We start from the raw sequence: 25,751 nt of genomic DNA, 5'->3' as shown, positions 1-25,751 counted from the left end.
GTTCTTCCTTGTGAATTCAACTTGCCATTCGTATTATGGTATACCATAATACATAATGAAAAAAAAGCAAGAGTTTGCTATGCTAATTTTGACAAAGAAACATGTAACAAAATTGTGCATGATTAAAATTGGGAAAGTTCAATCACCATGAATCTTAAAATTGAAAATCCACCTGTGACTTTACGTGAGTTGTGTTTGAACAAACTTCGTAATGCCATTATTACGGGATACTTCCCCTCTGGAAAAAGATTAGTTGAAAGAACCTTGTGCGAAGAACTTGGTGTAAGCCGTTCAGTGGTTCGAGAAGTCATTCGTTATTTGGAAGCAGAAGGTTTGGTTGAAATCCTGCCGAACAAAGGACCTATTGTGTCCTTGTTGGATTGGGAACTTGCATCACAAATTTATGAAATTCGTCTGTTATTGGAACAAAGTGCAGTTGCTGATTGCACCAAGAACCTCACCGATGAAACGACAACTCTACTCAAACGTTTACTCAATGAACTCGAGCAAGCATTCGCTACTGATGATATTGATCTGATTATTTCAACCTCAGCCAAACTTTACGAAACCATTTTTACCACAGCCAAACATTTTATCGCTTGGGAAGTTGTGCAACGTTTAAATGGACGTATCAGCCGTCTGCGTGTCATGACCATGAAATCCACCAAACGACAAATTTCTGGTTATCAACGCATTAAAAATATGTGTGAAGCAATCTATTTACATCAGGATGCTGAAAAAGCCAAACAAGCAGTTGCAGAACATATTGCAGAAGCAGCATCAGTGGCAAAAAATATTTTGAATGCCTGAAAGCATAGACCGTGAAATGATTTAAACCTCAACAAAGGAATGAAAAGATGTCTGCATATTGGATTGCCCACGTCACCGTACATGATTTAGAACAGTACCAACAATATATGGCTTTAGCTCCATTGGCTTTTGAAAAATATGGAGCAAAATTTCTTGCACGTGGTGGGAAGTCATTGGTGATGGAAGGTTCTGAATATGCACGACATGTCATTATTGAATTTGTAGATTTGGCCACAGCTCAGGCTTGTTATCATTCCGAAGAATACCGTAAAGCCAGATTGGCACGTGAAAATTGTGCTGATGTCATGATCAGTATTGTTGAAAGCTTAGACTAAGTGATTGGAATATTTTAAGGCAGTGCTTGATCGATGCCATTGTGCAATAGATTGAAAAGAGCAGCTAAACTCTTTTCAATCTGCTCGCTGACTGGTTCTCACTGTTTGGAAAAACTTAGACAAGGCATATTAAAAGTCCAAAGAAACTGACAACATATATGTCCGCGGAGCGCCCAGTGCTAAACTGGATAACTGCGGCATTCCCCAATAAGCTTTATTGGTGACATTATTCACACTGGCACGTATGGTCATTGGAAACTGTATTAGCGCTGATTTATACCTTGCGCCCAAGTCAAATAATGTTCGACCTGAAGCAGATAATGTATTTTCCTGATTGATATATTGCTTAGAAACCGCAGTTGCATTTGCTGTCAAAGTCAAGCCATCTAAGATCGACGTATCCCACTCTAAGCCCAGCTTAGCTTGTTGTTTTGCAACACCTGTTGCGGTATTGCCCTGATTTTTTCCGCCTGCTGTTTTGGTTAATTCAGGATCAATATAAGCAATCCCCCCCAGTAGACGAACATGCTCAACAGGTGTCGTTAAAAAGCTCCATTCAACACCTCGGTTACGCTGTTCGCCATCCGCAGTGAAAATATTGGTCACTGGGTCTGTATAGCTACTTGGTTTTTCAATTTCAAACACGCTTAAAGTGTTACTGAATTGACCGATATCAACTTTTAATCCCACCTCTTTTTGCTTGGTTTTAAAGGGTGCAAATACCTCCCCAGCATTTACAGCAGTATATGGAGCGGTTGTTCCTTGGCTTAATCCTTCAATATAGTTTGCATAGAGTGACAGATAATTCGTGGCTTTAAATAAAATTGCTGCGCCTGGTGTAGTCGCACTTTTGTCATAGCGAGAAATTCGGTTGCCTGTGACAATATTAAACGATTCGCTCACCACCTCCTGTTGTCGTACACCCACGGTCAGTTGCACCTTGTCTTGGGCAAAAGATAAAGTATCGGCAATACCATAACTACTGAGGCGCGAAGAAGTTTTTGCGATATGTGGTGTATTAAATGGTACTGGTTTTCCCCATACTGGATCATATAAATTTGTGATCCATTCAGCACCAGCAACATTTCTGACTCCATAATCATTTTGATCATGTTCATAATAGGTCGCATTGGCAACCCATTGGTGGGCAACTACACCTGTATTCAAATGTCCTTTGAAGCCAATATCTGCCGATTTTTTTTCAAGATCAAATGCCAATTGACCCATTTTAGTTTCTAAAGTTCCTTGTTGATCAAGCACTGTGGCGGACATTGCACCATTATATTTATAATCAGTTTTGCTCTGTCCATAACTTGCATAAGCCATCAACTGGTCATTGATATCATATTCACCACGTATCATTGCTCCCTTATCTTTGGTTTCAACAAATGACCAGTCTGGATTGAGTAAAGTATCTGGCTTAGGCGGTTTTGGAATATCCACCCCGGGCGCAAGGTTAATTCCTCGATTCACACCGTCTACACGATCCTCTGCACGATATAAATCTGCAGAGAAACGGGCATTTTCTCCACGCCAGTCGAGTCCTAAAGAAAATTGTTGGGTCTGCTTATCTTGATCTTTGATTGCTCCATTTCCATCACGATAGACACTATTGAAACGCACACCAAATGCTTTATTTTCTCCAAAACGTCTCCCCAAATCCAGATGTCCTCCCCATTGGGAGTCTGACATATACGTTGCCGTGAAACGGTTTAATGCTTCATCATCCGCCCTTTTGGTCACCAAGTTAACCACACCTCCTACCGAACCTGCTGGTGGCATTCCATTTAACAAAGCCGAAGGTCCTTTCAAAACTTCAACTCTTTCAAACATCTCTGGAGAGGTGCGATAAAAAGGTGTAATTCCAAACATTCCATTCATCGACATATCACTGGTACTCGATGAAAATCCACGAATGTAGTAATTTTCACTCCACCCACCACTCGCCCCATTGGTAAAAACAGAAGGATCAGTTTTTGCAATCACCTCAGTGATATCTTTAGCTTGTTGGTTTTCAATATATTGATCTGTATAGCCAATACTATTAAATGGCGTTTCCATGAAGTCTTTATCACCCAGAAAACCTAGGTTATTTTGCGATGAAATCTGTCCTGCAAAAGTTGAAGATTTATCTTGTAACGCTTGTACATTGATGGTCGGTAATTGTGGTGATGCGGATTGAGACAAGTTTAACTTTTGGGTGTCTTCTGCATGGACTAAAGAAATCGGGAAGCTTAATGTAAGCCCCCAACCCAACATCATTTGTGCAGAAATCAAGTTTTTAAGCTTAAATTTAGACTGTAAACATCTGAATAATTGCGTTTGACCAGTCGATACAACGCTATTGAAAAATTTCATATCTGTATATCCATTGATTTTTTAGACACAGCTTTCCTGAGCACACTTTTTTCAATAAAAGTATGCGATCTGAATATCTGAACGGTATGTTTTTGGCTAGATGTTTATCTGGCTATAAATTTATCGTAGAAAGACTTAATTCATAGTCGATACCCCTTGAGAACATCATTCATTAAAATTTGCATAGAACTCGGACTTGCTGCCGTGGTGTACCACGCATCTGCATCAACAAAAACAACTTTGCCTGTTTTCCATGCTTTGGTCTGACGCAACAATGGATTGCTAACATTTTGTGCATCAATTGTTGGGCGATGTTCCATAACCGCAGTACGGTCTACGATATACAAAATATCGGGATTCGCCTGTTGAATGAATTCACTCGAAATAGGTTGTCCATGCAAACTGGTATCTACCATCGTACTGGCAGGTTTTACACCCAAGTCATTAAAAATAAAGCCATAACGTGACTGAATACCAAAATTACTAAATGCACCATTGTTATGTAGAACCACCAATGCTTTTTCTGGACGAGTAGCAGTTATCTGTTGAACTTGTCTAATTTTTTTATCTAATTCAGCCACTTTTTGTTGAGCCAAAGCTGTTCGATCAAAAATTTTTCCCAAACTCATCAAATGGGTTTTGATCATGTCTATATGATGATGCTGACTGTTATTAAAGTTGATGTCATAGTGTAAAGTCGGTGCAATTTTAGATAACGCTTGATATTGATTTGCTTGTAATGGCGTCATCAAAATAAGATCAGGCTTTAATGCATAGATCTTTTCCATATTCGGCTGAACAATAGCACCGAGATCTTGAACATTTTTATCTTGTTTATACTTGCTTAAAAAGTGTGGTACATAGTCCTTTGGCATTCCCGCTATAGGAACATCCAATTGGTCGAGAAAATCTGCCTCATTCATATCCAATACAGCAACACGTTGCGGTCGATAATCCAGTTGTGTTTTACCCAGTTCATGTTTAAACACAATAGGCGTATCAAGTTGAATAGTCTGTTGTGCTTGGTCTTTGGGTTTGATTTGATCGTTGGATTCTTGGCAAGCCGTGAAATTCAACATGACCAAAATGGCAACCACAAGACGTTGAGATTTGTTGTTCCAATTCATAGATTCAAGCTCCTGATGAGTTGAAGTAGTTACACATATAGCCATGCTCACTATAGCTAATGTCAAAATTTAGCTCGTACAGGTCACTTAACTGTGCCGCAGTAATCACCCTTTGAGTTGGTCCACTCAAATAAACTGTATTGTTTTTCAAGGCGACAATATGATCTGAATAATTTGCAGCGAAGTTAATATCGTGAATCACTAAAATCACGGTTCGCCCCTGTTCATCACACAATCGACGTAAGGCCTGCATAATATGAACAGCATGTTTCATATCGAGATTGTTGAGAGGTTCATCCAATAACAGCACCTCAGTTTGCTGTGCAATGGTCATTGCCAAAAATGCCATTTGACGCTGACCACCACTGAGTTCATCGAGATAACTGTCACTCAAAGCATCTAAATCTAGAAATTGGATTGCTTCATCAATCACATGATGATCATATGAAGTCAATGAACCACGACTATAAGGAAAGCGCCCAAAAGCTATCAGCTCTTTCACGGTCATCCGCAAATTCATCCCTGGTGTCTGTCTGAGGGTTGCCACATTCTTGGCATATTCCGCGAGGTGTATCTCCCGAATATTTTGAGTATTGAATAAAATCTCCCCCTGATCTGGCTGAGACAAATTTGCCATCATCATCAATAGCGTCGATTTACCTGCACCATTGGGACCAATCAAGGAAGTTAACTTTTTTTCAGGAAAATCAATGGTCACTTCAGAGAGTATATTTTTGATACCATAGGATTTATAGATATTACGAACACTGATCATGTCACACCTCGAGTACGGACCACCAATATGAGAAAATAGATACCGCACACCAAATTGATCAAAATACTGACTGTCGTTTTATAATTAAATACATGTTCAACAAGGATTTGAGCGATTAGAAAAATTGCGACTGCAACCAGACACCCTATCGCTAGAGTAAATTTATGCTGATAACTTTTTGCAATGGCATAAGCGATATTGGCAATAAACACGCCCATAAATGCTGTAGGACCAATTAAACTGGTTGAAACTGCCACCAAAACGGCAATCAAAGCCAAATAAAATTTGACATAGTGATGATGATCAACGCCTAGTGATATTGCTTGTTCACGCCCTAAACTTAATACGTCCAAAATTGGTAAAGTATTCAGCACTCGCCATAAAACAAAGACAATCATAATCACGGCAAAGATCAGGGTTTCTGACTGAACACGGTTAAATGATGCATAACTTAATCCTTGAAAAACTGAAAATTCACCCGGACTAATTTTTAATTGAATAAATTGAGTGACAGTGCCAAGCACCATGGTAAAGACCAAACCAAATAGCAAAAGCTGAAAAATATCTTTGTGTATGCGCGATAATAAAAATAGATGAAGTGCCCATGAATAGAACAACATCAGAAAAATACCCATAAAAAACTGAGCAGTTATGCCAAGCCATAACACCCCTTGAGTACCAAAAATAAATAACAATAGGGCTTGCCAGAGTAAATAAACCGCTTCATAGCCCATGATGGCGGGTGTTAAGACACGATTGCCCACAAGAGTCTGAAAAATGATAGAGGTACATGCCACACAAATTCCGCCCAATACAATCGCAGCAAGTCTAAATAGGCGCTGAGGAATGACATAATCCATATCAAAGTGGGAACCGAAGAATATAAAAACAATTGCAAGAGCAACGGTTGCACATAGCATTGTGCCGAGCTTGTTTATATTCATTAGCGCAGCCCTCTCAGTATCAAGAGCAAGAAGATCACTCCTCCTGCGCCACCTGCGGTGAGACCGATAGGAACTTCAAATGGATAAAGGACAGAACGCCCAACAATATCGCAGAGTAGAAGTAATGAAGCACCAGCCAAAGCAACGATGGGTAAAGTTTTTACTAAATTCTCACCATACTTCAAAGCCACCAGATTGGGGATCACCAACCCTACAAATGGAATTGCTCCAACTGTAATCACTGTTGCTGAAACTGTAACTGCTACAAGCAATAAGCCGATTGCAGTCATCGTGGCATAATTTAGCCCCAAGCTTGATGCCATGTCTTGACCCATACCCAGTACAGTGAAACGATGTGCAAAAATATAGGTCAGTAGGATGATGGGTAAAATAAAATAAATAATTTCATAGTGCCCTTGGATTACACGAGAAAAATCTCCCATCAGCCAAGTTTGCATACTCTGCATGATATTATTTTGATAGGCATAAAATTCCGCCAGGGCAGTCAATATACCGCCATACATTAATCCAATCACAGGGACTAATACGGTGTTCTTAAAGCGAATTTGGCGAATAATCACAATGTAAAGCAAACTGGCAATCAGACAGAAAAGCATTGCAAATAGCATTTTACTCAATGTACTTGCTGCTGGAATGAGCGTGAGTGACACCAATATCCCAAGTTTTGCTGCATCTAAACCACCCGTGGTTCCAGGTTCGACGAAACGGTTACGGACAATATGTTGTAAAATCACACCACATACAGATAAGCCAATACCAGTCAAAATAATGGCAATCAAACGAGGAATACGGCTTGCAGTCAGGGTCAACCATGCTTCACTCGACATGGATAACAAGCCATTAAAATCAAGTTGTTGTGCACCAAGCAAAAGTGAACTAATACAAAGCACACAGAAAACAAAAAATAAAGCTAGAGGCATTTTGAAGTTGCCTCAGCCTGTATTTTTTTGCTAATTTTCCATCCCTTAACGTTCTGACTCTGTTTTAAATATTTGGCATAATAACCACCACTTAAGCACAGTTGTGAAGGTGTTCCTTGTTCAATTATCTGTCCATTCTCTAATACGACAATATGATCGGCTGTTGCAATGGTTGAAAGCTGATGGGCAATCACCAATATGGTTTTTTTCCCACGTAAATCGTTTAACACCTCAGCAATAATTGCTTGATTTTCTGCATCCAAGGCAGCAGTTGCTTCGTCCACCAATAAAATTGGTGCATCTTTAATCAGCGCCCTAGCAATCGCAATGCGTTGTCGCTCTCCGCCTGAAAGTAGAGCGCCCCCCTCACCTGTCTTGGTCTCAAGACCTTCTGGTAGACGAGCAATCATTTCTGAAATTCCCACTTTTTCAGCAACTTTTAGAATATCTGCATCTGTTGCATTGGGCTGACCAATTCGAATGTTTTCTGCAATCGTGCCAGCAAATAAATAATTATCTTGAAAAATTTGACTGATCTGTTGGCTAAGCTGTTGATCAGGCAGTTGTTTAACATCAACCCCACCAATCAAAACTTGACCTTGATTGGCATCAAAAAAACGGGCGATCAATTTGACCAACGTGGTTTTTCCTGAACCCGATGCCCCGATCAATGCCGTCATCATTCCTGAAGGAATAAATAAGCTCAGGTCTTGTAATATTTTTTGCCCATCTTGTGTATATTGAAAATCGACATTTTTAAACTCAATTGAAGCATCTACAAGCTGTTGTGTTTTTTTGCCTTCTGTGAATACTTGGATATTTAAAATATCTCGCATTTCCTGTAACTGACTGTCTGCACTGCGCAACACTTCGCTATAACTTGCGACTTCTAATAATGCATCAATAAAGCGGCTGATAAATAACAACGATATGGCGATACTTAGCATATCCTGACTGAGAAAATGCCCTGTCATTTGCTGATTCACGAGCATAAACATAGCCAAAATTAGCAGGACAAAAACAGCTTGAATTGCCCATGTATTCATTACTGAGGATAACGATGACAGTAAAATCAGTTTAAAGCTGGCTTGACGTTGTTGATCAATTGCTTGATCAAGAAATCGCTGGCTATTTCCTTCAGCATTAAAAGCACGAAAAACAGATTGTGCCTGTGCAAACTCCACAACACGCTGACTGGTTTCAGCAAAACGCTGCTGATAAGTTTCATCTGCATATTTGGCAATTCTTGAACTGAACCAGAACACGACGACAATTAAAGGAATTGCCAACAACGCAATTAATCCTAAAATGCCATAGATAAACAGTAAACCGACAATAATCACCAATGGTGTAATCACCCCAGAAATTAAAGGGGTAAAAACATGTGCTGGAAGCTGTGCAACAGACATCATGCCTTGTGTCACCAGATGATTAAATTTTGCTGTATTTTGAGGATTAAACCAACCGACAGGTAGGCTCGCAACATGCTGACCTAGACTTAAACGAGCATGTTCTAAAAGTGCAATTCCAACCTTAATTCCCATTTCTTCAACAACACGGCGTAAGCACCAACACAACACAATTCCAGCAAACAATAGACTCAACCAAAGTCCAATTTGTTGAATATTGCCAAGGATTAACTGTGACAAAATCAATCCCAGTAGCAAAATGCTCAAACCACAAATTAGACCATATAACAGAGCAATCCCAAGATAACGATGAAAAATAGAGACATCGTCACCCAACAGTTGAGAAAATGTTTTCAGCATAGGGTTTCTCCAGTTGATTGTTGGGTATGTTTGTCCAGATGTGACCACAATTGGGCATATAAGCCCTGATGGGTTAAAAGTTGCATGTGCGTCCCCTGCTCAATGATTTTCCCTTGATCGAGCACCAAAATACGGTCTGCATGCATAATGGTCTCCAAGCGATGTGCGATCACTAAAAGAGTTCGATGTTGAACAAAATTGGACAGTGCATTTTGGATGGCCATTTCATTTTCGATATCCGCTGCTGCTGTCGCTTCATCGAGAATAAGAATGGGTGGATCGAGTAGAATTGCTCTAGCTATACTGATCCGTTGGCGTTCACCACCAGAAAGTTGAATCTCATCACCGATCATGGTTTGGTATTGTTTGGGTAAACGCATAATACGATCATGAATATTGGCTGCTTTTGCTGCTTGTTCAACCTCCTGCTGGGTTGCATTAGATCGTCCTAAAGCAATATTGTCATAGAGACTGGCATGAATCAGTTGTGTGTCTTGCAACACAAACCCTATTTGCTGATACAACATATTTGGCTGAATATTGCGCAAATCGACTCCGCCCAATGTGATATGACCTTGGCTTGGGTCAAAAAATCGTAAGATCAATTGCGCTATGGTTGATTTTCCTGCTCCTGATGGACCCACGATGGCTGTAAAGGTTCCAGGTTGCAGCGAAAAATCTAGTTGAGATAACACCTCATGCGTTTGATCATAGGCATAGCTCACCTGATGAAAACAGACTGTCTGATCTTCGAGTACAAGTGATTGTGTTGTTGGAGAGACCTTTAATATCGGTTTTTCTAACAATGCTAATATTCGTTGTGCTGCAGCATCGCTAGCTTGCAAATCATGCAATAAAGTATGTAGCAATAAAGTGGGGGCACAGATTGCCGGAGCAATCAAGACAAAAGCCAATAAATCAATGGGATTTAACCACCCTAGATATATGAAAATTGCGCCACTCAACATGACCACACCCAATATCGTGATCGGTGAAATCATGGCATGTGCATGCGCCATAGATTTAACCAACGGGCGAGTAAACACTTTAAATGCGTGTGCAAAAGTACGAACAGCCTGTTGATACCCCACCGAAGCTTGTCCACTTTGAGCGAAAGTTTTTACGATCGGAATTGCACGGGTAAATTCAACAGCAGCACTATTAATCTGCCCCATTTGAACAGCAAAATCTTGGATATTCTGCTCACTTGCATGCATGGCTTTGCGCAAAAAAAACACAAAACCTACGAATGGGAGCAGTGACAGAACTGCCATTCGCCAATCAATATAAAATAGAAAGATAACAGCAATAATAATACCTAGCGCTCGTCCAACAGCTGGATAAAAATGCGCAGTCAAACTATGAAGCTGCCCCATATCATCTTGAATAACTTGTTTTACTTCCCCAGAACTTCGTTGTGTAAACCATCCTAAAGGCAGTTGAGTAAGATGCTGAGTAATATCTTTTTGTAATATCCCAGTGATTTTATGGTCTGCTAAATGTGCAATGAATTCACTGAGGGTGATCAATAACATCCCCAACAATAAACTTCCCAAACAGCCTAACAATATCCATAAGGCATCAGATAAATCGACGTTAGACATCTCCATGGCACTGTGACCAAGAAACAAAACTTTGACGAAATAGGCAATGCCGATGAGTGGCACTAAAGTCAGCATTGAACCCAGAGCAGCAATCAACGAAGCTAAAAATAAATAGAGCCGTATGGGTTTCAGAACAAAGCTGAGTGGGTTAATAGGTCTAGGCTGAATTTCATTTACATCACTTGCACACATAACATAAAAAACCTGTTTTGATTATTCCCGTTCCGCCAAGTTCTGATGTTGTTGAGAAAATGACAGTAAATCTATTTATAAATACAAATGAGAATTAATATCAATAGATTTAGTTGCATTGTAGTAAACTAATTAAATAAAGTAAACGGATTTGACCCACTTCTCGTCACATGGCAACATGAAAAAATCAATTGTATGGAATAATTATGCCTCCTTTAGCTAAATCATCATCTCGCGGACGACCACGTACAATCACCCATGAGCGCATCATGAATGCTGGTATAGAGATAGGTTTATTGAATATTACTTTTGTAGGTGTTGCCGCTGCGTTGGGTATTAGCCATATGGCTTTATATAAACATATTGCCAGTCTGGAAGAGCTTAAATATCTAATTGCAGAAGAAATTTTTCTGAGATGGCAGATTCCCCTACCAAAATCTCCTGATCAAATAGAATTAAAAGAATATCTCATTATTTTTATGCATTCACTGCGTGAATTGGTCAAATCAAATCCAGGTTTTACCCCTTATTTAATTCGTAGGATGGCATCAACACCATCCATGGTGACTAAAATTCAGCACCATCATCAGGCTGTTGCTGAAACCTATCAACTTACTCAAGAACAGGCACGATGGTTAAATGCAACGATTGCTTTTCATTGCATTGCTGTCGCTGACACCATTTACTCTGTGGCAGGCAAAGACCCGATTAAGGCTGATCATCGGGAAATAGAAGAAGCGGAAATGGAAGCAGAATTCATCCAAAGTATGCAAGCGTTAATTATCGGTGCTTTACAGATGCTGAATATAAAATAACGCTATCTATAATTTCTCCATATATATTTCATATCACACGAATTGTTAAATTTTCTTAGCATCAAAACTGTGAAGAAATCACGATGGATTGAAGGTAGCAGCAATAGCATGTCTACATCAACCTATCATGATTTCATTTACATCATATCTTTACATCAAGATCGTCAAACTCAGTTAAACCCTGCCCTTGTTGAACCAGCTTTGAATAATGTTCCAATCGAGCTTCATCGATAACGCTACTGCTCACACCTGCTTTCCAATAACCAAATACACGTACATCTTCTTTTGCCATTTTGAGTTGTTTTAGACAGAACTCTCGGATTTGGCGAGCTTGCTGACGTTCACAGGCTGCCCAAATTGTCATCTCATCAATACATTCAAGTTGTTGCACCTGTTCAAATAAGCCTTGATTTTGAACATTCTGCTTAAGCCCAGTTTGATTAATGAGATGATAATTGACGCCCTTAATATCAGGTAATTCACTTAAAAGTTCAGCTTCGTGAGTGTCCAAAAATATCTCAGCTTGAACATGTTCTGGCCATTGATGCAACATTGCATATACAGCAGGAATACCCGTGTCATCAGCAAAAATATAACATTTTTTGCTTGTTTCAAAATTTGGGTTGGTATGTACACGAGGTCCAGTCAATGCCACCTTTGCGCCTATTTTTACTGTATTTAGCCATCGCATTGCCGGACTTGGAGATGAATGACGCACTAAATCAATTTCAATTTCTTGGCTGAGCTTGTCAAAAGCGCGTATGGTATAAATACGTGAAATTGGTCGCGAATTTACACTTTGCTCTACATCAATCCGTACCGCTAAATTGGCTGTACTCCACAATTCAATTTGATCCGTTTCAATTTTCCCTCGTAGTCGTGTAATTGAATCAAAAGGTTGAGTGAGTGAGGTAATCGTCATTTCGTGATGTTGCATCCCACTCATATGATCTTCTTTTTCTAGTAATTCAACGTTTTGAGTTTTCATAATCTATTACCTTTGGCTCTATTTTATCAATTCGTTATCTAAATTAGCTGTGTTGAAGTACCAGCTTTTTTAACCGATGTCTAAAACAATACCATAATAAATAATGATTATCATTTACAAAATCATAGAAAAGGCAAATTCCCCCTTTTAATAATACGTGAAAAATCTTTCTTTAAATTCAAATAGAATATTATGGTTCAACACGCTCTAAAATACGTGGACCAGAACCCTCTTGCCCCAGTACATCTTCTGGATTTCGCAAAGGACATTGTTTTAACGACAAACAACCACAACCAATACACCAATCCATCTCATCTCTTAAACGTGTCAGTTTTTGAATTCGTTCATCTAAATCTTTGCGCCAACGTGACGACAGTTCAGACCATTGCTCCGCACTTAATTTGCTGCCAATTGGATAAACACTCAATGCCGTTTTTATCTCCTCCAAAGAAATTCCCACTTTCTGTGCAACTTTAATAATTCCGATATAACGTAAAACAATTGCTGGAAAACGACGTTGATTACCATTGGTTCGAATGCTTTTGATTAAACCCTTAGATTCATAAAAATGTAAGGTTGACACAGCCACACCACTGCGTTTGGCAACTTCACCCACCGTCATCATTCGATCAAAATCAATTTTTATGTCTTTTTCCATTGCAACATTCCTCAACATTACTTGAGGTTTTATAGGTTAAGCCGCTTGATTTGTCAATTGATCTACTCACAATCATCCTCAAACTTTCAAGAATTATTTTGGTGTTTAAGACCACAGCTTTAGTCTACAAATTTAGCTCAAAACATCGAGATCGAACTATTCTTAAGCAACCTAGAGCAGCTCAATTTTATGCTGAAAAAACCGTTGACCTCAATATAACTTGAGGTTTTAGACTGCTTGACACGGTGGTAAACAACACCAACAAGCTATTCTTTTTTAAGAATTTTAATCATTCAGTCTAATTTCTTCTGGAAATATTCTTATGCCTTATTTGGTTAAATTAAGTTTAGAAAGCCAGTGGCTGTGGGTCATTGTCAAATGTAGCCTCGCCTTTTTATTTTTAAGTTCGGGGCTGAGTAAAGTGATAGATGTTGAAGCTGGATATATGGAAATGCAGGCAGCAGGTTTAACACCTGTATGGTTTTTCAATTATGCTTCAGCACTGATTTTACTGGTTGGTGCTTACTGCATTTTATTTGAACGGCACATGTGGCTAGGTTCGTTGTTGCTTTCTATCTTTTTGCTCCTGACCATCTTTATCGTACATACTTTTTGGACAATGTCAGGGCTACAAGCCACAATTGCGCTTTACTTTGCGATTGAACATATTGCTGTGATTGGTGGGCTTTGGAGTATTACCATTGCCAGCCATTTTCGCCAGCAACTCCGTAGTCATGGAGTCATTGCATGAAAAGTAAAACACTGATTTTCACAATGAGCATGATTGTACTGTTAATCGGCTGCGGCAGTTATTTTTATATCAGCTCTAGTAAAGCAACTGAATCACCCTCCTCCCAATATCCACTTGTTAAAGTTGCCCTGAGTACAGTCACTGAACAAACGATGCCACAAACACTTTCCAGTATTGGTGAATTGGAAGCAATTCGACAAGTTCAAGTCTCTTCTGAAAGTAGAGGAATGATTGAGAAAATTTATTTCCAATCAGGACAGTATGTACAGCAAGGACAGTTATTGGTACAACTCAAAAGTAATGTTGAACAAAGCGAATTAGGTCGTTTACAAGCCAAACTGAAACAGGCAGAAATGACCTATAAACGCAGCCAACTGCTCATCGATAGCCATGCGATTTCACGTGCGGAAATGGATAGTGCCTTGGCTGATCGAGATATGACACGTGCTGAAATACAACAACTTCAAGCCACAATTACACAAAAGTCCATTCGAGCACCATTTGCCGGTGTGATGGGCATCCGCCAAATACATCAAGGTCAATTTTTAGAAGCTGGAACAGGCATTGCCAATCTGGTCGATTCACAACAAATGCTGGCAAATTTCACGTTGGATGAACAACTGGCATCAAAACTCAAATTAGGACAATCTGTACAGCTACAAATTGATGCATATCCTGAAAAAACCTACACCGCGATTGTTAATGCTATCGAGCCCATCGTGAGTAAGTCTCGAACCATTTCAGGACAAGCGATTGTGAATAATCAAGATCGCCAACTCAGACCCGGAATGTACGCTAAATTAAGCATTCAAGAAGCTCAACGCTCAAGTTTGGTTATCCCTGAAACCGCAATCACCTATACCACTTATGGCAATACTGTTTTTGTTGCCAAACATGACGCTCAAAAAATTACCGTACAACGCGTTACTGTCGAGGTGGGTGAACGCCAACAAGGACGTGTTGAAATCAAATCTGGGTTAAAAGCAGGTGATCAAGTTGTAGTTTCTGGGCAGTTAAAATTAAGTGATGGTATGCAAATTGAGCCTACGCTGAATACGCTCGAATACCTCACATCTTCAGTAAAACCTGAAGTTTAAGAGGGTCATGCCATGAAGTTTACCGATCTTTTTGTCAAACGCCCTGTACTTGCGCTGGTGGTAAGTACCTTAATTTTATTGGCAGGCTTATTTGCCTTAAATAAACTGCCGATCCGTCAATACCCACAACTTGAAAGCTCAACCATTAGTATCAGTACTGAATACCCCGGTGCATCTGCTGAACTACTACAAGGTTTTGTTACTCAACCGATTGCACAAGCCGTCTCTTCAGTTGAAGGGATTGATTATTTGAGTTCTTCTACGGTCCAAGGACGTAGTGTCATTACGCTTAGAATGCAATTGAATCGAGACTCGACTCAGGCATTAACCGAGGTTATGGCTAAAGTGAATCAGGTTCGCTATAAACTGCCACAACAGGCTTTTGACCCTGTGATTGAACGTTCCTCAGGTGAATCAACGGATGTTGCTTATATTGGATTTTCCACAGAACAATTGTCATTGCCAGAGTTAAGTGATTATTTGTCCAGAGTTGTCGAGCCAATGCTCTCCACCATTGAGGGTGTTGCCAAAGTACAATCTTATGGTAGTCAACGTTTAGCCATGCGAATTTGGTTGGATGCAGATCGTCTAGCAAGTCGAGGGGTTACGGCTGCTGATGTTGCTAACGCCATTCGCCAAAATAATTATCAAGCTGCGCCGGGACAGGTTAAAGGTGAGCTGGTGATTTCCAATGTCAATGTCTCCACCAACCTCACCAGTATTCAAGATTTTAAAAATCTGGTGATTCAAAATAACGGACAGAATTTAATTCGACTTCAAGATGTCGCTACAGTTGAGTTAGGTGCAGCATCGACAGAAACCAGTGCATCTATGGATGGAAAGCCTGCGATATTTATCGGATTACAAGCCACGCCAACAGGAAATCCATTGGTCATTGTTCAAGGCATTAAAGACAAACTACCTGAAATTCAAAAGACCTTGCCTCCGGGTGTCAAAGTCAATTTGGCCTACGAAACAGCACGCTTTATCGATGCATCGATTGATGAAGTTTTACACACTTTTATCGAGGCACTGTTGATTGTCATTGCAGTGATCTATTTATGTTTAGGCTCTTTGCGTAGTGTATTGATTCCAGTGATTACTATACCTTTGTCCATGTTTGGTGCATTGGGACTGATGTTGCTTTGTGGCTTTAGCATTAACTTGTTGACTCTTTTGGCGATGGTCCTTGCGATTGGGCTGGTGGTGGATGATGCAATTGTGGTGGTGGAAAATGTCCATCGTCATATCGAAGAAGGCTTATCTCCAATAGCGGCTGCGATGATTGGTGCTCGAGAAGTTGCAGGTCCAGTGATTGCAATGACCATGACCCTTGCAGCAGTCTATGCGCCTATTGGTTTAATGGGAGGGCTCACAGGTTCTTTATTTAAAGAGTTTGCATTTACACTGGCTGGCGCTGTTTTAGTTTCAGGCATCATCGCCCTCACCTTATCCCCAGTCATGAGTTCATTTTTGCTTCAATCTAAACAGCAAGAAGGAAAAATGGCAAAGGCAGCTGAATGGTTTTTTGAACAGTTAACGCAAACCTATCGAAAAATATTGGATTTTTCATTGCATCACCGTTGGATCACTGTACTTTTTGCCATCGGTGTTTTTGCCAGTCTCCCCTTACTCTATCAATTGCCACAAAAAGAATTGGCGCCTCTTGAAGATCAAGCTAGTGTACTGACAGCCATTAAAGCACCACAACATGCCAACCTAAAGTATGCTGAACATTTTAATCTTGAACTGGATAAAATTTTTTGGCGTTTTCCTGAAACCAGTACGACATGGATTATTAATGGAACTGATGGACCCGCTTCCAGTTTCGGTGGAACCACGCTTTCCTCATGGAAAGAACGTCATCGCTCTGCGGATGAAATTCAACAAGGTCTACAAAGTCAGGTCGGCAGTGTAGAAGGTACCAGTATATTCGTGTTTCAAAACCCATCGCTGCCCGGCTCTACTGGAGGCTTACCGGTACAGATGGTATTAAGGACTTCGCAAGACTATTCTACGCTTTACCAAACCATGGAGAACATCAAACAGAAAGCGCGTGACAGTGGGCTTTTCGTGGTGGTCGATAGTGATCTAGATTTTAATAATCCCATGACACGGATAGAGGTTGATCAATCCAAAGCCAATAGCTTAGGGATACGTATGCAAGATATTGGCGAAGCACTGGCAACATTAGTCGGTGAAAATTATGTCAATCGTTTCAGTATGCAAGGACGTGCTTATGATGTAATACCACAAAGTATTGGTCAGCAGCGCTTGACATCACAAGCATTAACCCAACAATTTGTCCGTACAGATCAAGGCTCACTGATCCCACTTTCGACTGTGGTACATTTGAGTGAACAGGTCGAACCGAATAAACTCACTCAGTTTAATCAGCAAAACTCAGCAACTTTTCAGGCAATTCCTGCTCCGGGTGTATCTTTAGGTCAAGCTTTGGCTTTTCTTGAACAGGTCGCTGTGGAATTGCCAACAGGTTTTAGTTATGACTGGCAAGCAGATGCACGTCAGTATATGCAAGAAGGCAACAGTTTAATGTTTGCATTTTTAGCGGCATTGATCGTCATTTATCTGGTGCTGGCTGCTCAATATGAAAGCCTGATGGATCCTTTTATTATTCTGATCACTGTACCTCTTTCGATTTGTGGTGCGCTGATTCCTTTGGCGTTTGGGCTTGCAACTGTCAATATCTATACCCAAATTGGTTTAGTCACACTAATTGGTTTGATCAGTAAACATGGTATTTTGATGGTTGAATTTGCCAATGAACTGCAAGTTCACGAAGGTTTAAATCGGCGAGAAGCCATTCTAAAAGCAGCTCAAATTCGTTTACGTCCGATTCTCATGACCACTGCGGCAATGGTGTTTGGTCTGATCCCTCTACTGTTCGCCACTGGTGCTGGCGCACATAGCCGTTTTGGCTTAGGGCTGGTGATTGTATGTGGCATGCTGATTGGAACATTCTTCACCCTATTTGTTTTGCCAACCATATACAGCCTGCTCGCACGTCGGCATAACCAAGATGCTGAGTCTGGTCGTTTTAAAGCACTTAAACAATTTGAAACTGCGGAATAATGGAGTTTGATTCAGGAATGAATTAAAAAACGATTCAATTCGTATGATTTAATCAGTCAAATAGATACCTTAAAATCATTCATGATTTACTAGTGAATAATTGAATAGTGAATGATTCAGGTATGCAAAAAACTGGTGTTAAATAAGCGTTCACTGTTGTGGCTTTACAAATGGCTTGGGATGGCGCCTTTTGTCGCCTCCCAATTCATCACAGCACGATCACGATCTAGTAAGAAGTCTAAAAGACATACGCTAATTTTTCAGTAATAGTATCGATTAGAATGCAGTTTTATCACATTGAATGATCTACGCTTGATTTAATCAATCCCCCTCAGCAACGTCTCTATATTTCAATTTCTTTGCTGACCATTGCTGAAGCTATCGCTTGTGCTGTGGACTTTACCCCCAAACGCTTACGAACATTTCTTAAATGATTTTCGACTGTTCGCTCTGAAATTTTTAAGATTTCCGCGATTTCAATTTGTTTATGTCCGATTGCAGCCCATTTCAGCACTTCTTTTTCTCGTTGGGTCAATTTACGCTGCTGTACCGAAGTATCAGTTCGATAGGATAAAATTTTTCGGAATGCAAGCTGACATATCATTTGAAGCATTAATTTAAAATCATCACTGACATCAGACAGGTTTCCTGCAAAGGAAAAAGCACCTTCTAAACCAGTTCGACCAAAAATAGGGACTTGTATCCCGCTGAGCTCATCTTGAAACAACGTATTTTTAATAACCCGATAGCTTTCTTTTCCGGTTTTTTTATTTAAAGCCTTGGTCCAAAAAAAGGGTTCATCATATTCAAAAATATGACGAGTGATGGGACAACGACGTAAATAGATTTCACGCTCATCAATATTTTCAACATTCGACCAAGGCCCTGAAACAAAGAAAATTTCATCCACCCATTCACTTTGATTGTGAGGGAAAACACTGCAAACAATAATACGATCAAAATTTAATGTTGCTGCAAAACTCACCAGAATCTGAAAAACCTGTTGCAGGTGATGCGCCTGTTTCAATTGATGCACTGTCTGAAACAATAGATCAGCCAATTGATGTGGTGCAAATCGTAGCGCTTTATTTGTCAATTTTAATCTCTTGGTCAAAAATCAGCATTAAATTTGTATTTATTAGGGGCTGTGGACATTTCATAAATGGCTTGCGTTGTAGGTTAAAATTGAGCAGGCAAGGCATGAAATGAAGAGAATAGCGAGACTATTTTCAAGTTTCATAACGTAGCCTGAGATAATTTTAGCCACAACCCTGAGCAAGAACAAAGCACTGCTTTGTTTGCAGCGCAAGGCGTAGCGGGGACTAGCGTGTTTTTTGCCGCTTCTTCGTTCCGAACTACTTATTTAGAATGACTAAATTTCGTATTTCGCGCCTAGAATCGCCTAAAAAACACACCTAGTCGCAAACATAGACGAATTGTCCACAGACCCTAAACTTTTCAATTAAATTTTTAGCATCGAAAGTAGTCTCCGCAGAGACTACTTTCCTCAAACTTTAAACCAATTCAGGATCAGCCAGTAAAGTTTCAGCCGCTAATTTACCCAGATTATTTGAAGCTAAAGGACTATCTCCAGTCAGGAGTTTACGGTCTTTATGTACTTGCCCAGTGATACCTTTATTGAGAATTTTTACCCCCAATTTTTCTAGGTTTTCACCCACCAACCACGGCAAAGCACCCGGCATATAACCAATTTCAATATTTGCACCTTGATCTAAAGAATCTGGAAAAACACAAATCTCATAATCTTTAAAAATATAGTTTTCAGGCTTTTCATCTACAGCGGCAGCAAGTAATGATGCCGGACCATGACATAAGGTAATCACATACTTATCATGTTTTACCGCCCACGCTAGTAATTGTTTTACCGCTCTACTTTCTGGAATTTTTGCTAACACACCATGCCCACCTGGGATAAATATACCAGCATAAGGCGAATTTTCACTGATCGCCTCAGTAAGAATATCGTCAAGCTGCAATGGATTTTTAAGTTTTTCAGCATACTTGTGATAAGTATCTAAAACAGCTTTATCCTCATTGGGCATTGCCCACATTTCAAGTTTGACAGGATTCCCCGAAAGTGTAGCCACCTCCACTTCAAAACCAGCAGCATCTAAATGAAATACAGGAAGAAGCATTTCTACTGGATGATTACCTGTTGAAAAAAACTTTCCATTTTGCATCAAGATATAACGCTCATCCGTTGCAATCATCAGTATTTTTTTATTGCCTGTATACGGTGTCGGATAAGTTGTCCCATCATAATCAGTTTTTGAAGATGTATATTGACTTAAAGAGTATGGGGATGGGAAAAAAGCATTATCTTCAGCTAAATCTGGGGTTGGCAGTTTACTTAATTCACTCATGTTACGCTCCAAAATTTTTTTGTGGTTTAGCTCAGTGACTACAGTATATTCTTGAGTAAAACATGTTTTGAATGAGGGAAACCCCCTAGACATACAAATTTAAAACACAAATATGCAGTACATTTAAATCAGATATCATTCAGTGAAAATAGGTATCTGATTCATCTGATGAAATATGGCAAACATGATTCAATTACAAATGTAATTCTGTTGTTATATTTGATATTTAATTGAATAATTTAGACTCGCAGCATTTTTTCTTTTATTCTTTTTGATCATAATAAGTAGCTAAAAAAACCAGAAACTTAACCTAAATGAATAAATTAAGTTTCAAGCGCATATCGTATCAATCATAGATCATTTTTACATGATCAAAACAAGGATTAAATTATTTCCATTCCATTTCGCCTGTGAGCACTTTAGAACTCAACTCCAAAGAACTTTCTTCAGCTAAATTTGGATATTTTTCCTTTAATGCAGCGATAACTGATGCAGAATCTTTATGATCCTTTAAAACTTTATCGACATCCACAAGATATTGGTAAGTGAAATCAATGGCTTGTGTTGCCTTTGGAATATCACCGATATAATGCCCAGGAATAACAGCACTTGGGCTTAAACGCTTCATTTGTTTCAGTGTTTTCTTCCAAGCATCTCGTTGTTTTTCACTTTGTGTATCTGCTGTCCACAAATGAATTCCAGAAGATATCCCTACCCCACCAAGAATGGTACGGTTATGTGGTACCCAAAGATAAGATGCATATTTGCCAGGTGATTTAATTTCAATTTTTTCACCTTCTAATTCAATTGATTTTGCTTCAGTGACATTCGGAACAATCACTTGAGTGGGTGCAGCATCTTTTAAAATCGGTCCCCAATAGGCGAATTTACCAACTTTTGTGGCTTCAATATGCTTAACCACTTCTGGCGTAGCGATCACTTTAGCATTTGGAAAAGCTTGAACCAAAGGTTCTAAACCAAAGTAATAATCTGGATCACCTGCGGTAATCACAATATATTGAAGATTTTTACCACTGTCTTGAATCAACTTGACCAAGTTTTTAGCATCATGCGTGCTAAATTGTGCATCAACCAATATTGCGTCCTTTTCCCCCGAGATTAGAGTCGAAGTCACAGGAAAAATACCCTGAGTTTGAGGGTTATACACTTTATAGGTGAGTTCTGTCGCAAATGCTGAGGAACTCAAAGCAACTGAACTGACTAGAATAGATTTTAAAAATAATTTCATTGCCTTATCTCTCTTTAGAATTAAATGAAGTTTTAAGTAATTGTTGCTCTACAAAACGTACCAAATCTTGTGGTTTATTATAAAAACCATGAATAGGAAGCTGACCAATCTCCGCATGTTGGTTTTCAAAAACCACTGTAGGAAAACCTTGTCCTCGAACACGTGATAACAGTTGACGTGTTTGATCTATGTGTTGATCTAGCTGATTTTGATCCACAGCTTCTAAGTATTTTGACCACTGGTCAGGGCTAATACCCAGTTCAGCAACGAGCTGAGCAAGCACACTATATTGTGTGACATTTAAGCCTTTCAGATAGTAAGCTTGTTGTATTAAATTTAATAACACCATCATCGAATCATGACCCAGCGCCTGCTTGATACTTAACAATGCATGTGTTGCAGGAATTGAGTTCATCTTTAAGGTGCTGTCTTTGAGCAAGCCATTTTTATAATCGTCACCAAAGTTTACGCCAGTGAGTTGATGGATTTGCTCATCATAATGAATAATTTGTGCGCGCATTGCAGCCGTCATTTGCGGTTGATGATCTTCACTATATAAACCACCAAGATGTAAACGTTGAAGATTTGGAAAACCTTCCTCAATTGCATTTATCAAAGGCAATGCACCATAACTCCAGCCACAAATCGGATCAATAATCCAGTGCAGAATCGGAGACGCCATAAACTTCCTCTTAGAAATAGATAGACTTTCGAAATATGCAAAACACATTTCAGCTGATATTTGTTATAGTAAAGAAGACAATTACTTTTTGTAAGTACTTACAAAAAAGTAAGTGACTTGATCTTGGAAAATCTATGAAAACTGACACGTCCTGTTTAGCTGCAAATGTTTTATCAAAAAATTGCCCGTCTCGAATGCAATTAATGCATTTAACTAATCGTTGGGGCGTACTGGTAATGTTTTGTTTAAGAAGAGGCACGCATCGTTTCAGTGAATTGAGACGTAGAATTGATGGTATCAGCGAAAAAATGCTGACCCAAACTTTACGTGATTTAGAAAATGATGGTTTTGTTGTGCGTAAAGAATTTCCTGTCATTCCACCGCATGTTGAATACTCATTATCTGAAAATAAAGGCATTGAAGTCGCTGAAAAAATTTATGACTTGGTGCATTGGATTGAGCAGAATAGCAATTAAGTTGCTTGCAGAATGATCCTAACGATCCTACCACGAGGATCGTTGATTCAAAATTATAAATTAATTTTAACAGCCGCGTTTTTCCCCATGGTTAAACGTGGCGAGATGACACACTTAACGTTCACATTCTTTAAGATCTCACATTCGATTTGAGGTCGAACATAAATTCATTTGCAAAATATAAGATTATTTTTTTGTGAAGCAAACAAACGTGCTTAAATTTCACAGAAATTATGACGGCTTAATAGATCAACACGTTTAATACTACAGTGCAAATCAATTAGCATTAATCCATAGATTTCTCAGCATTAAAACTTTTAATTTCATAAGGTAAACCGACATAGTTTTCTGCCAATGCGGTTAATCCAGCATTTGAATCTAAAATATAACTCAATTCAGCCTGTTTAATTTTATGATCAAACTCGCTTTCTGTTTCAAAACGATGCAGTAAATGCGTCATCCACCATGAAAAACGTTCCGCTTTCCATACTCGCTTCAAGCATTTTTCAGAATATTCTTCAATGCCTTTCTCCGAGTCATTGTGATAAAAATCAATCAAAGCATGGGATAAATAAGCAATATCAGAGGCTGCTAAATTTAAACCTTTTGCACCTGTAGGAGGTACTATATGCGCAGCATCACCTGCCAAAAATAATTTTCCAAATCGCATTGGCTCTGTCACAAAACTACGTAAAGGTGCAATACTTTTTTCAAGGGAAGTCCCTGTTACTATTTTTTCACGGCTTTCTTCATCCAAACGATTTTTTAATTCATTCCAAAATCTTTCATCCGACCATTCATCAACATGATCTGTCACAGGGACTTGCAAATAATATCGACTCCGTGTTTGAGAGCGCATACTACATAAAGCAAAGCCCCGTTCTGACTGCACATAGATCAACTCATTTGATACAGGGGGTACATCTGCAAGTACACCTAACCAACCGAATGGGTAAATCTTTTCAAAAGTTTTGATTCTATCTTGAGGCACACTTGCACGACAAACCCCATGATAGCCATCACAGCCTGCAATAAAATCACATCTGAGCTGGTACGATTGACCATTATGCTGAAAGCTAACATACGGGTTTTGCTCAAAATCATGAATTTGTACATGCTCAGTTTCATAGTAAGTAGGTAAACCTGCTGCTTCACGAGCATGCATTAAATCTTTTGTGACTTCCGTTTGTCCGTAAACCGTAACTTGCTTCCCCTGAGTTAATTTAGCTAAATCGACACGATGCTTTAAGCCATTGGTTAAAATTTCAATACCATCATGTGGCAGTCCAAGCTTTTTTAAGTTCTTGTCCACACCCGCTTGGGCTAATAAATCTACAGAGACCTGTTCAAGAATGCCTGCTCGAATGCGTGCAGCTACATATTCAGCACTACGTTGTTCAATAATCACATGTGAGATGCCCGCTTTAAACAACAGTTGTCCAAGCAATAACCCTGCTGGTCCTGAACCAATAATCGCAACTTGTGTGGTTAAATTTTCCATAATATTTTCTCCATATCCTGACACTTAAATTAATTTCTTTGCTGTACTTTTGATATGGTGAAAACTGGATAATCACCGTATAGTGGTAACAATGACCGTATATCGGTCAAATACAATCGAGAATGAATGAACGATGAGATACGATTTAGTCAAAAATGAAATTTCAGGTGAAACCATTAAGCAGGACGACTACATCGCTGGACTTGCCAAAGGACTGAGTTTACTTGAAGCTTTTGGTATTGATCGTCAAAAACTCAATTCGACTCAAGTTGCTGAACGTACTGGATTAAGCCGCACAGCAGCTCGAAGATATTTAAGAACTTTAAAATATTTAGGTTATTTAGAAAGTGATGATCATTATTTCTGGTTAACACACAAAGTATTACGCTTATCGAGCTCTTATCTGAGTTCTGCTCATCTGCCTAAAGTTGTACAACCGATTTTAAATTTATTGAGTGCACAAACAGGTTTGACTTTTTCATTGGTGGTTTTAGATGAACATGAAGTTGTGCCAATTGCACGAAGTTATTTACCCCAACAAGATAATCTACGCGTAAGTCCGTACGGCATGCATTTGGGTAATCGCTTACCTGCTCATGCAACTTCAACAGGTAAGGTTTTACTGGCAGCACTGCGTCCAGAAGAGCAAAAACAATGGCTGAACAAATATGGTTTAAAAAGACTTACTGCTTATACCATCCAAGATGAAACTCAGTTTTATCAAATATTGAATCAAGTACAAAAACAAGATTATTGTTTATCAAAAGAAGAGCATGAATTCGGTGTTATTGCGATTGCCGTTCCTGTTTTAAATGGTCAAGGTGATGCGGTCGCAGCGCTAAACTGTATTGCACAAACTCATCGAATGACTGATGAACAACTGCTTCAGCAAATTTTGCCTTTACTGAGAAATACAGCTTATGAATTAAGATGTATGATTTAAAATCATGCTTATATTTTAGCCTAATCTGTATCATTATCCCTGCTCAATTGAATGAGATTGCTTCATATTCACCAAGCTTCGCCCGATTAAGCAATTCTCCATTTAATGGAAGAATATATTAATAATAAGCACTATTAACTGTTCGATCTTATTTGAAAAATATTGAGGCTCAATAACTTACCTCAATTAAATAAATTAAAAATTTAAAAAAAGCATAAATCTTTGTTGATTTTTACCCTTATTTTAAATGATAATAATT

The 25,751-nt window shown here is 39.2% G+C and carries 22 protein-coding genes; 8 read left to right on the top strand and 14 right to left on the bottom strand.

Going from position 1 to position 25,751, the window contains the following annotated elements:
• The first annotated feature begins 147 nt into the window (after positions 1 to 147).
• Both AC1Z3T_RS09345 and AC1Z3T_RS09340 read left to right on the top strand, forming a co-directional pair.
• Entirely contained in the window at positions 148 to 810 is a 663-nt protein-coding gene (locus AC1Z3T_RS09345) for a GntR family transcriptional regulator (RefSeq protein WP_005033289.1), read from the top strand.
• A gap of 47 nt (positions 811 to 857) precedes the next feature.
• A complete protein-coding gene (locus tag AC1Z3T_RS09340) occupies positions 858 to 1,145 on the top strand; it encodes a DUF1330 domain-containing protein (RefSeq protein ID WP_005033291.1) in 288 nt (95 codons plus the stop codon).
• Positions 1,146 to 1,274: 129 nt separating this feature from the next.
• On the opposite strand, the gene AC1Z3T_RS09335 is transcribed toward AC1Z3T_RS09340, so the two are convergent.
• From AC1Z3T_RS09335 to AC1Z3T_RS09305, 7 genes are all read right to left on the bottom strand, one after another.
• Positions 1,275 to 3,503 carry a TonB-dependent receptor gene (locus AC1Z3T_RS09335; protein WP_100885806.1) on the bottom strand — a complete coding sequence of 743 codons (2,229 nt, stop codon included), beginning with the start codon at positions 3,501 to 3,503 and terminating at the stop codon, positions 1,275 to 1,277.
• A 140-nt stretch (positions 3,504 to 3,643) separates the two neighbouring features.
• The gene (locus AC1Z3T_RS09330; protein ID WP_042088256.1) at positions 3,644 to 4,630 is read right to left on the bottom strand and encodes a siderophore ABC transporter substrate-binding protein; all 987 of its coding nucleotides are present in this window, start codon (positions 4,628 to 4,630) and stop codon (positions 3,644 to 3,646) included.
• 4 nt (positions 4,631 to 4,634) lie between these two features.
• A complete protein-coding gene (locus AC1Z3T_RS09325) occupies positions 4,635 to 5,405 on the bottom strand; it encodes an iron ABC transporter ATP-binding protein (protein ID WP_005033297.1) in 771 nt (256 codons plus the stop codon).
• Positions 5,402 to 6,349: an iron chelate uptake ABC transporter family permease subunit gene (locus AC1Z3T_RS09320; protein ID WP_100885807.1), complete on the bottom strand. Its 948-nt coding sequence runs from the start codon at positions 6,347 to 6,349 to the stop codon at positions 5,402 to 5,404. Before AC1Z3T_RS09320 ends, AC1Z3T_RS09325 begins: the two co-directional genes overlap by 4 nt.
• The gene (locus AC1Z3T_RS09315; protein WP_100885808.1) at positions 6,349 to 7,290 is read right to left on the bottom strand and encodes an ABC transporter permease; all 942 of its coding nucleotides are present in this window, start codon (positions 7,288 to 7,290) and stop codon (positions 6,349 to 6,351) included. The genes AC1Z3T_RS09320 and AC1Z3T_RS09315 overlap by 1 nt, the downstream gene beginning before the upstream one ends.
• Positions 7,281 to 9,059, bottom strand: a complete 1,779-nt coding sequence (locus AC1Z3T_RS09310; RefSeq protein WP_100885809.1) for an ABC transporter ATP-binding protein — start codon at positions 9,057 to 9,059, stop codon at positions 7,281 to 7,283. The genes AC1Z3T_RS09315 and AC1Z3T_RS09310 overlap by 10 nt, the downstream gene beginning before the upstream one ends.
• Positions 9,053 to 10,855 carry an ABC transporter ATP-binding protein gene (locus AC1Z3T_RS09305; RefSeq protein ID WP_100885810.1) on the bottom strand — a complete coding sequence of 601 codons (1,803 nt, stop codon included), beginning with the start codon at positions 10,853 to 10,855 and terminating at the stop codon, positions 9,053 to 9,055. The genes AC1Z3T_RS09310 and AC1Z3T_RS09305 overlap by 7 nt, the downstream gene beginning before the upstream one ends.
• Before the next feature lie 206 nt (positions 10,856 to 11,061).
• On the opposite strand from AC1Z3T_RS09305, the gene AC1Z3T_RS09300 reads away from it, so the two are divergent.
• Positions 11,062 to 11,670 (top strand): TetR/AcrR family transcriptional regulator, encoded by a 609-nt coding sequence (locus AC1Z3T_RS09300; RefSeq protein ID WP_058967561.1) that lies wholly within the window; start codon positions 11,062 to 11,064, stop codon positions 11,668 to 11,670.
• A gap of 142 nt (positions 11,671 to 11,812) precedes the next feature.
• Here the strand turns inward: AC1Z3T_RS09300 and AC1Z3T_RS09295 are convergent, their stop codons facing one another.
• Positions 11,813 to 12,658 (bottom strand): siderophore-interacting protein, encoded by an 846-nt coding sequence (locus tag AC1Z3T_RS09295; RefSeq protein ID WP_100885811.1) that lies wholly within the window; start codon positions 12,656 to 12,658, stop codon positions 11,813 to 11,815.
• 190 nt (positions 12,659 to 12,848) lie between these two features.
• The gene (gene soxR / locus AC1Z3T_RS09290) at positions 12,849 to 13,316 is read right to left on the bottom strand and encodes a redox-sensitive transcriptional activator SoxR (RefSeq protein WP_005033313.1); all 468 of its coding nucleotides are present in this window, start codon (positions 13,314 to 13,316) and stop codon (positions 12,849 to 12,851) included.
• A gap of 322 nt (positions 13,317 to 13,638) precedes the next feature.
• Here soxR and AC1Z3T_RS09285 point away from each other — a divergent pair, with 322 nt between their 5' ends.
• From AC1Z3T_RS09285 to AC1Z3T_RS09275, 3 genes are read left to right on the top strand one after another with little or no spacing between them, the layout of a single operon-like run.
• Positions 13,639 to 14,067 carry a DoxX family protein gene (locus AC1Z3T_RS09285; protein ID WP_100885812.1) on the top strand — a complete coding sequence of 143 codons (429 nt, stop codon included), beginning with the start codon at positions 13,639 to 13,641 and terminating at the stop codon, positions 14,065 to 14,067.
• A complete protein-coding gene (locus tag AC1Z3T_RS09280; RefSeq protein WP_100885813.1) occupies positions 14,064 to 15,164 on the top strand; it encodes an efflux RND transporter periplasmic adaptor subunit in 1,101 nt (366 codons plus the stop codon). The genes AC1Z3T_RS09285 and AC1Z3T_RS09280 overlap by 4 nt, the downstream gene beginning before the upstream one ends.
• A gap of 12 nt (positions 15,165 to 15,176) precedes the next feature.
• Positions 15,177 to 18,257 carry a MexW/MexI family multidrug efflux RND transporter permease subunit gene (locus AC1Z3T_RS09275; protein ID WP_100885814.1) on the top strand — a complete coding sequence of 1,027 codons (3,081 nt, stop codon included), beginning with the start codon at positions 15,177 to 15,179 and terminating at the stop codon, positions 18,255 to 18,257.
• Positions 18,258 to 18,600: 343 nt separating this feature from the next.
• Here AC1Z3T_RS09275 and AC1Z3T_RS09270 read toward each other — a convergent pair whose 3' ends face one another.
• From AC1Z3T_RS09270 to AC1Z3T_RS09255, 4 genes are all read right to left on the bottom strand, one after another.
• Entirely contained in the window at positions 18,601 to 19,353 is a 753-nt protein-coding gene (locus AC1Z3T_RS09270) for a PA1136 family autoinducer-binding transcriptional regulator (protein ID WP_100885815.1), read from the bottom strand.
• Positions 19,354 to 19,771: 418 nt separating this feature from the next.
• Positions 19,772 to 20,641 (bottom strand): glyoxalase III HchA, encoded by an 870-nt coding sequence (gene hchA / locus AC1Z3T_RS09265; protein ID WP_100885816.1) that lies wholly within the window; start codon positions 20,639 to 20,641, stop codon positions 19,772 to 19,774.
• A 388-nt stretch (positions 20,642 to 21,029) separates the two neighbouring features.
• Positions 21,030 to 21,890, bottom strand: coding sequence for a Vmh family MBL fold metallo-hydrolase (locus AC1Z3T_RS09260; RefSeq protein ID WP_100885817.1), 861 nt, complete (start codon positions 21,888 to 21,890; stop codon positions 21,030 to 21,032).
• Between the two features lie 4 nt (positions 21,891 to 21,894).
• Positions 21,895 to 22,572, bottom strand: coding sequence for a DsbA family protein (locus AC1Z3T_RS09255; RefSeq protein WP_100885818.1), 678 nt, complete (start codon positions 22,570 to 22,572; stop codon positions 21,895 to 21,897).
• Positions 22,573 to 22,706: 134 nt separating this feature from the next.
• On the opposite strand from AC1Z3T_RS09255, the gene AC1Z3T_RS09250 reads away from it, so the two are divergent.
• Complete coding sequence (locus AC1Z3T_RS09250) at positions 22,707 to 23,048, top strand: winged helix-turn-helix transcriptional regulator (RefSeq protein ID WP_005033331.1); 342 nt, start codon at positions 22,707 to 22,709, stop codon at positions 23,046 to 23,048.
• 286 nt (positions 23,049 to 23,334) lie between these two features.
• Here the strand turns inward: AC1Z3T_RS09250 and pobA are convergent, their stop codons facing one another.
• Positions 23,335 to 24,549: a 4-hydroxybenzoate 3-monooxygenase gene (gene pobA / locus AC1Z3T_RS09245; protein WP_100885819.1), complete on the bottom strand. Its 1,215-nt coding sequence runs from the start codon at positions 24,547 to 24,549 to the stop codon at positions 23,335 to 23,337.
• A gap of 133 nt (positions 24,550 to 24,682) precedes the next feature.
• Between pobA and AC1Z3T_RS09240 the strand changes: the two genes are divergently transcribed.
• Positions 24,683 to 25,492 (top strand): IclR family transcriptional regulator domain-containing protein, encoded by an 810-nt coding sequence (locus AC1Z3T_RS09240; protein WP_100885820.1) that lies wholly within the window; start codon positions 24,683 to 24,685, stop codon positions 25,490 to 25,492.
• Positions 25,493 to 25,751 lie beyond the last annotated feature (259 nt).

The sequence above is a fragment of the Acinetobacter sp. B-6 genome, assembly GCF_056930735.1.
The sequence above is the reverse complement of the archived record's forward strand: the minus strand, read 5'-3'. Positions and strand labels throughout refer to the sequence as shown.

Bases quoted from the DNA above. Each gene is read 5' to 3' on its own strand.
- AC1Z3T_RS09295 (WP_100885811.1), bottom strand. From the start codon at position 12,658: ATGAAAACTCAAAACGTTGAATTACTAGAAAAAGAAGATCATATGAGT.
- AC1Z3T_RS09325 (WP_005033297.1), bottom strand. From the start codon at position 5,405: ATGATCAGTGTTCGTAATATCTATAAATCCTATGGTATCAAAAATATA.
- AC1Z3T_RS09285 (WP_100885812.1), top strand. From the start codon at position 13,639: ATGCCTTATTTGGTTAAATTAAGTTTAGAAAGCCAGTGGCTGTGGGTC.
- AC1Z3T_RS09315 (WP_100885808.1), bottom strand. From the start codon at position 7,290: ATGCCTCTAGCTTTATTTTTTGTTTTCTGTGTGCTTTGTATTAGTTCA.
- AC1Z3T_RS09250 (WP_005033331.1), top strand. From the start codon at position 22,707: ATGAAAACTGACACGTCCTGTTTAGCTGCAAATGTTTTATCAAAAAAT.
- AC1Z3T_RS09300 (WP_058967561.1), top strand. From the start codon at position 11,062: ATGCCTCCTTTAGCTAAATCATCATCTCGCGGACGACCACGTACAATC.
- AC1Z3T_RS09335 (WP_100885806.1), bottom strand. From the start codon at position 3,503: ATGAAATTTTTCAATAGCGTTGTATCGACTGGTCAAACGCAATTATTC.
- AC1Z3T_RS09255 (WP_100885818.1), bottom strand. From the start codon at position 22,572: ATGGCGTCTCCGATTCTGCACTGGATTATTGATCCGATTTGTGGCTGG.
- AC1Z3T_RS09345 (WP_005033289.1), top strand. From the start codon at position 148: ATGAATCTTAAAATTGAAAATCCACCTGTGACTTTACGTGAGTTGTGT.
- AC1Z3T_RS09330 (WP_042088256.1), bottom strand. From the start codon at position 4,630: ATGAATTGGAACAACAAATCTCAACGTCTTGTGGTTGCCATTTTGGTC.
- AC1Z3T_RS09260 (WP_100885817.1), bottom strand. From the start codon at position 21,890: ATGAAATTATTTTTAAAATCTATTCTAGTCAGTTCAGTTGCTTTGAGT.
- AC1Z3T_RS09320 (WP_100885807.1), bottom strand. From the start codon at position 6,349: ATGAATATAAACAAGCTCGGCACAATGCTATGTGCAACCGTTGCTCTT.
- hchA (WP_100885816.1), bottom strand. From the start codon at position 20,641: ATGAGTGAATTAAGTAAACTGCCAACCCCAGATTTAGCTGAAGATAAT.
- AC1Z3T_RS09275 (WP_100885814.1), top strand. From the start codon at position 15,177: ATGAAGTTTACCGATCTTTTTGTCAAACGCCCTGTACTTGCGCTGGTG.
- AC1Z3T_RS09305 (WP_100885810.1), bottom strand. From the start codon at position 10,855: ATGTGTGCAAGTGATGTAAATGAAATTCAGCCTAGACCTATTAACCCA.
- AC1Z3T_RS09340 (WP_005033291.1), top strand. From the start codon at position 858: ATGTCTGCATATTGGATTGCCCACGTCACCGTACATGATTTAGAACAG.
- soxR (WP_005033313.1), bottom strand. From the start codon at position 13,316: ATGGAAAAAGACATAAAAATTGATTTTGATCGAATGATGACGGTGGGT.
- AC1Z3T_RS09280 (WP_100885813.1), top strand. From the start codon at position 14,064: ATGAAAAGTAAAACACTGATTTTCACAATGAGCATGATTGTACTGTTA.
- pobA (WP_100885819.1), bottom strand. From the start codon at position 24,549: ATGGAAAATTTAACCACACAAGTTGCGATTATTGGTTCAGGACCAGCA.
- AC1Z3T_RS09240 (WP_100885820.1), top strand. From the start codon at position 24,683: ATGAGATACGATTTAGTCAAAAATGAAATTTCAGGTGAAACCATTAAG.
- AC1Z3T_RS09310 (WP_100885809.1), bottom strand. From the start codon at position 9,059: ATGCTGAAAACATTTTCTCAACTGTTGGGTGACGATGTCTCTATTTTT.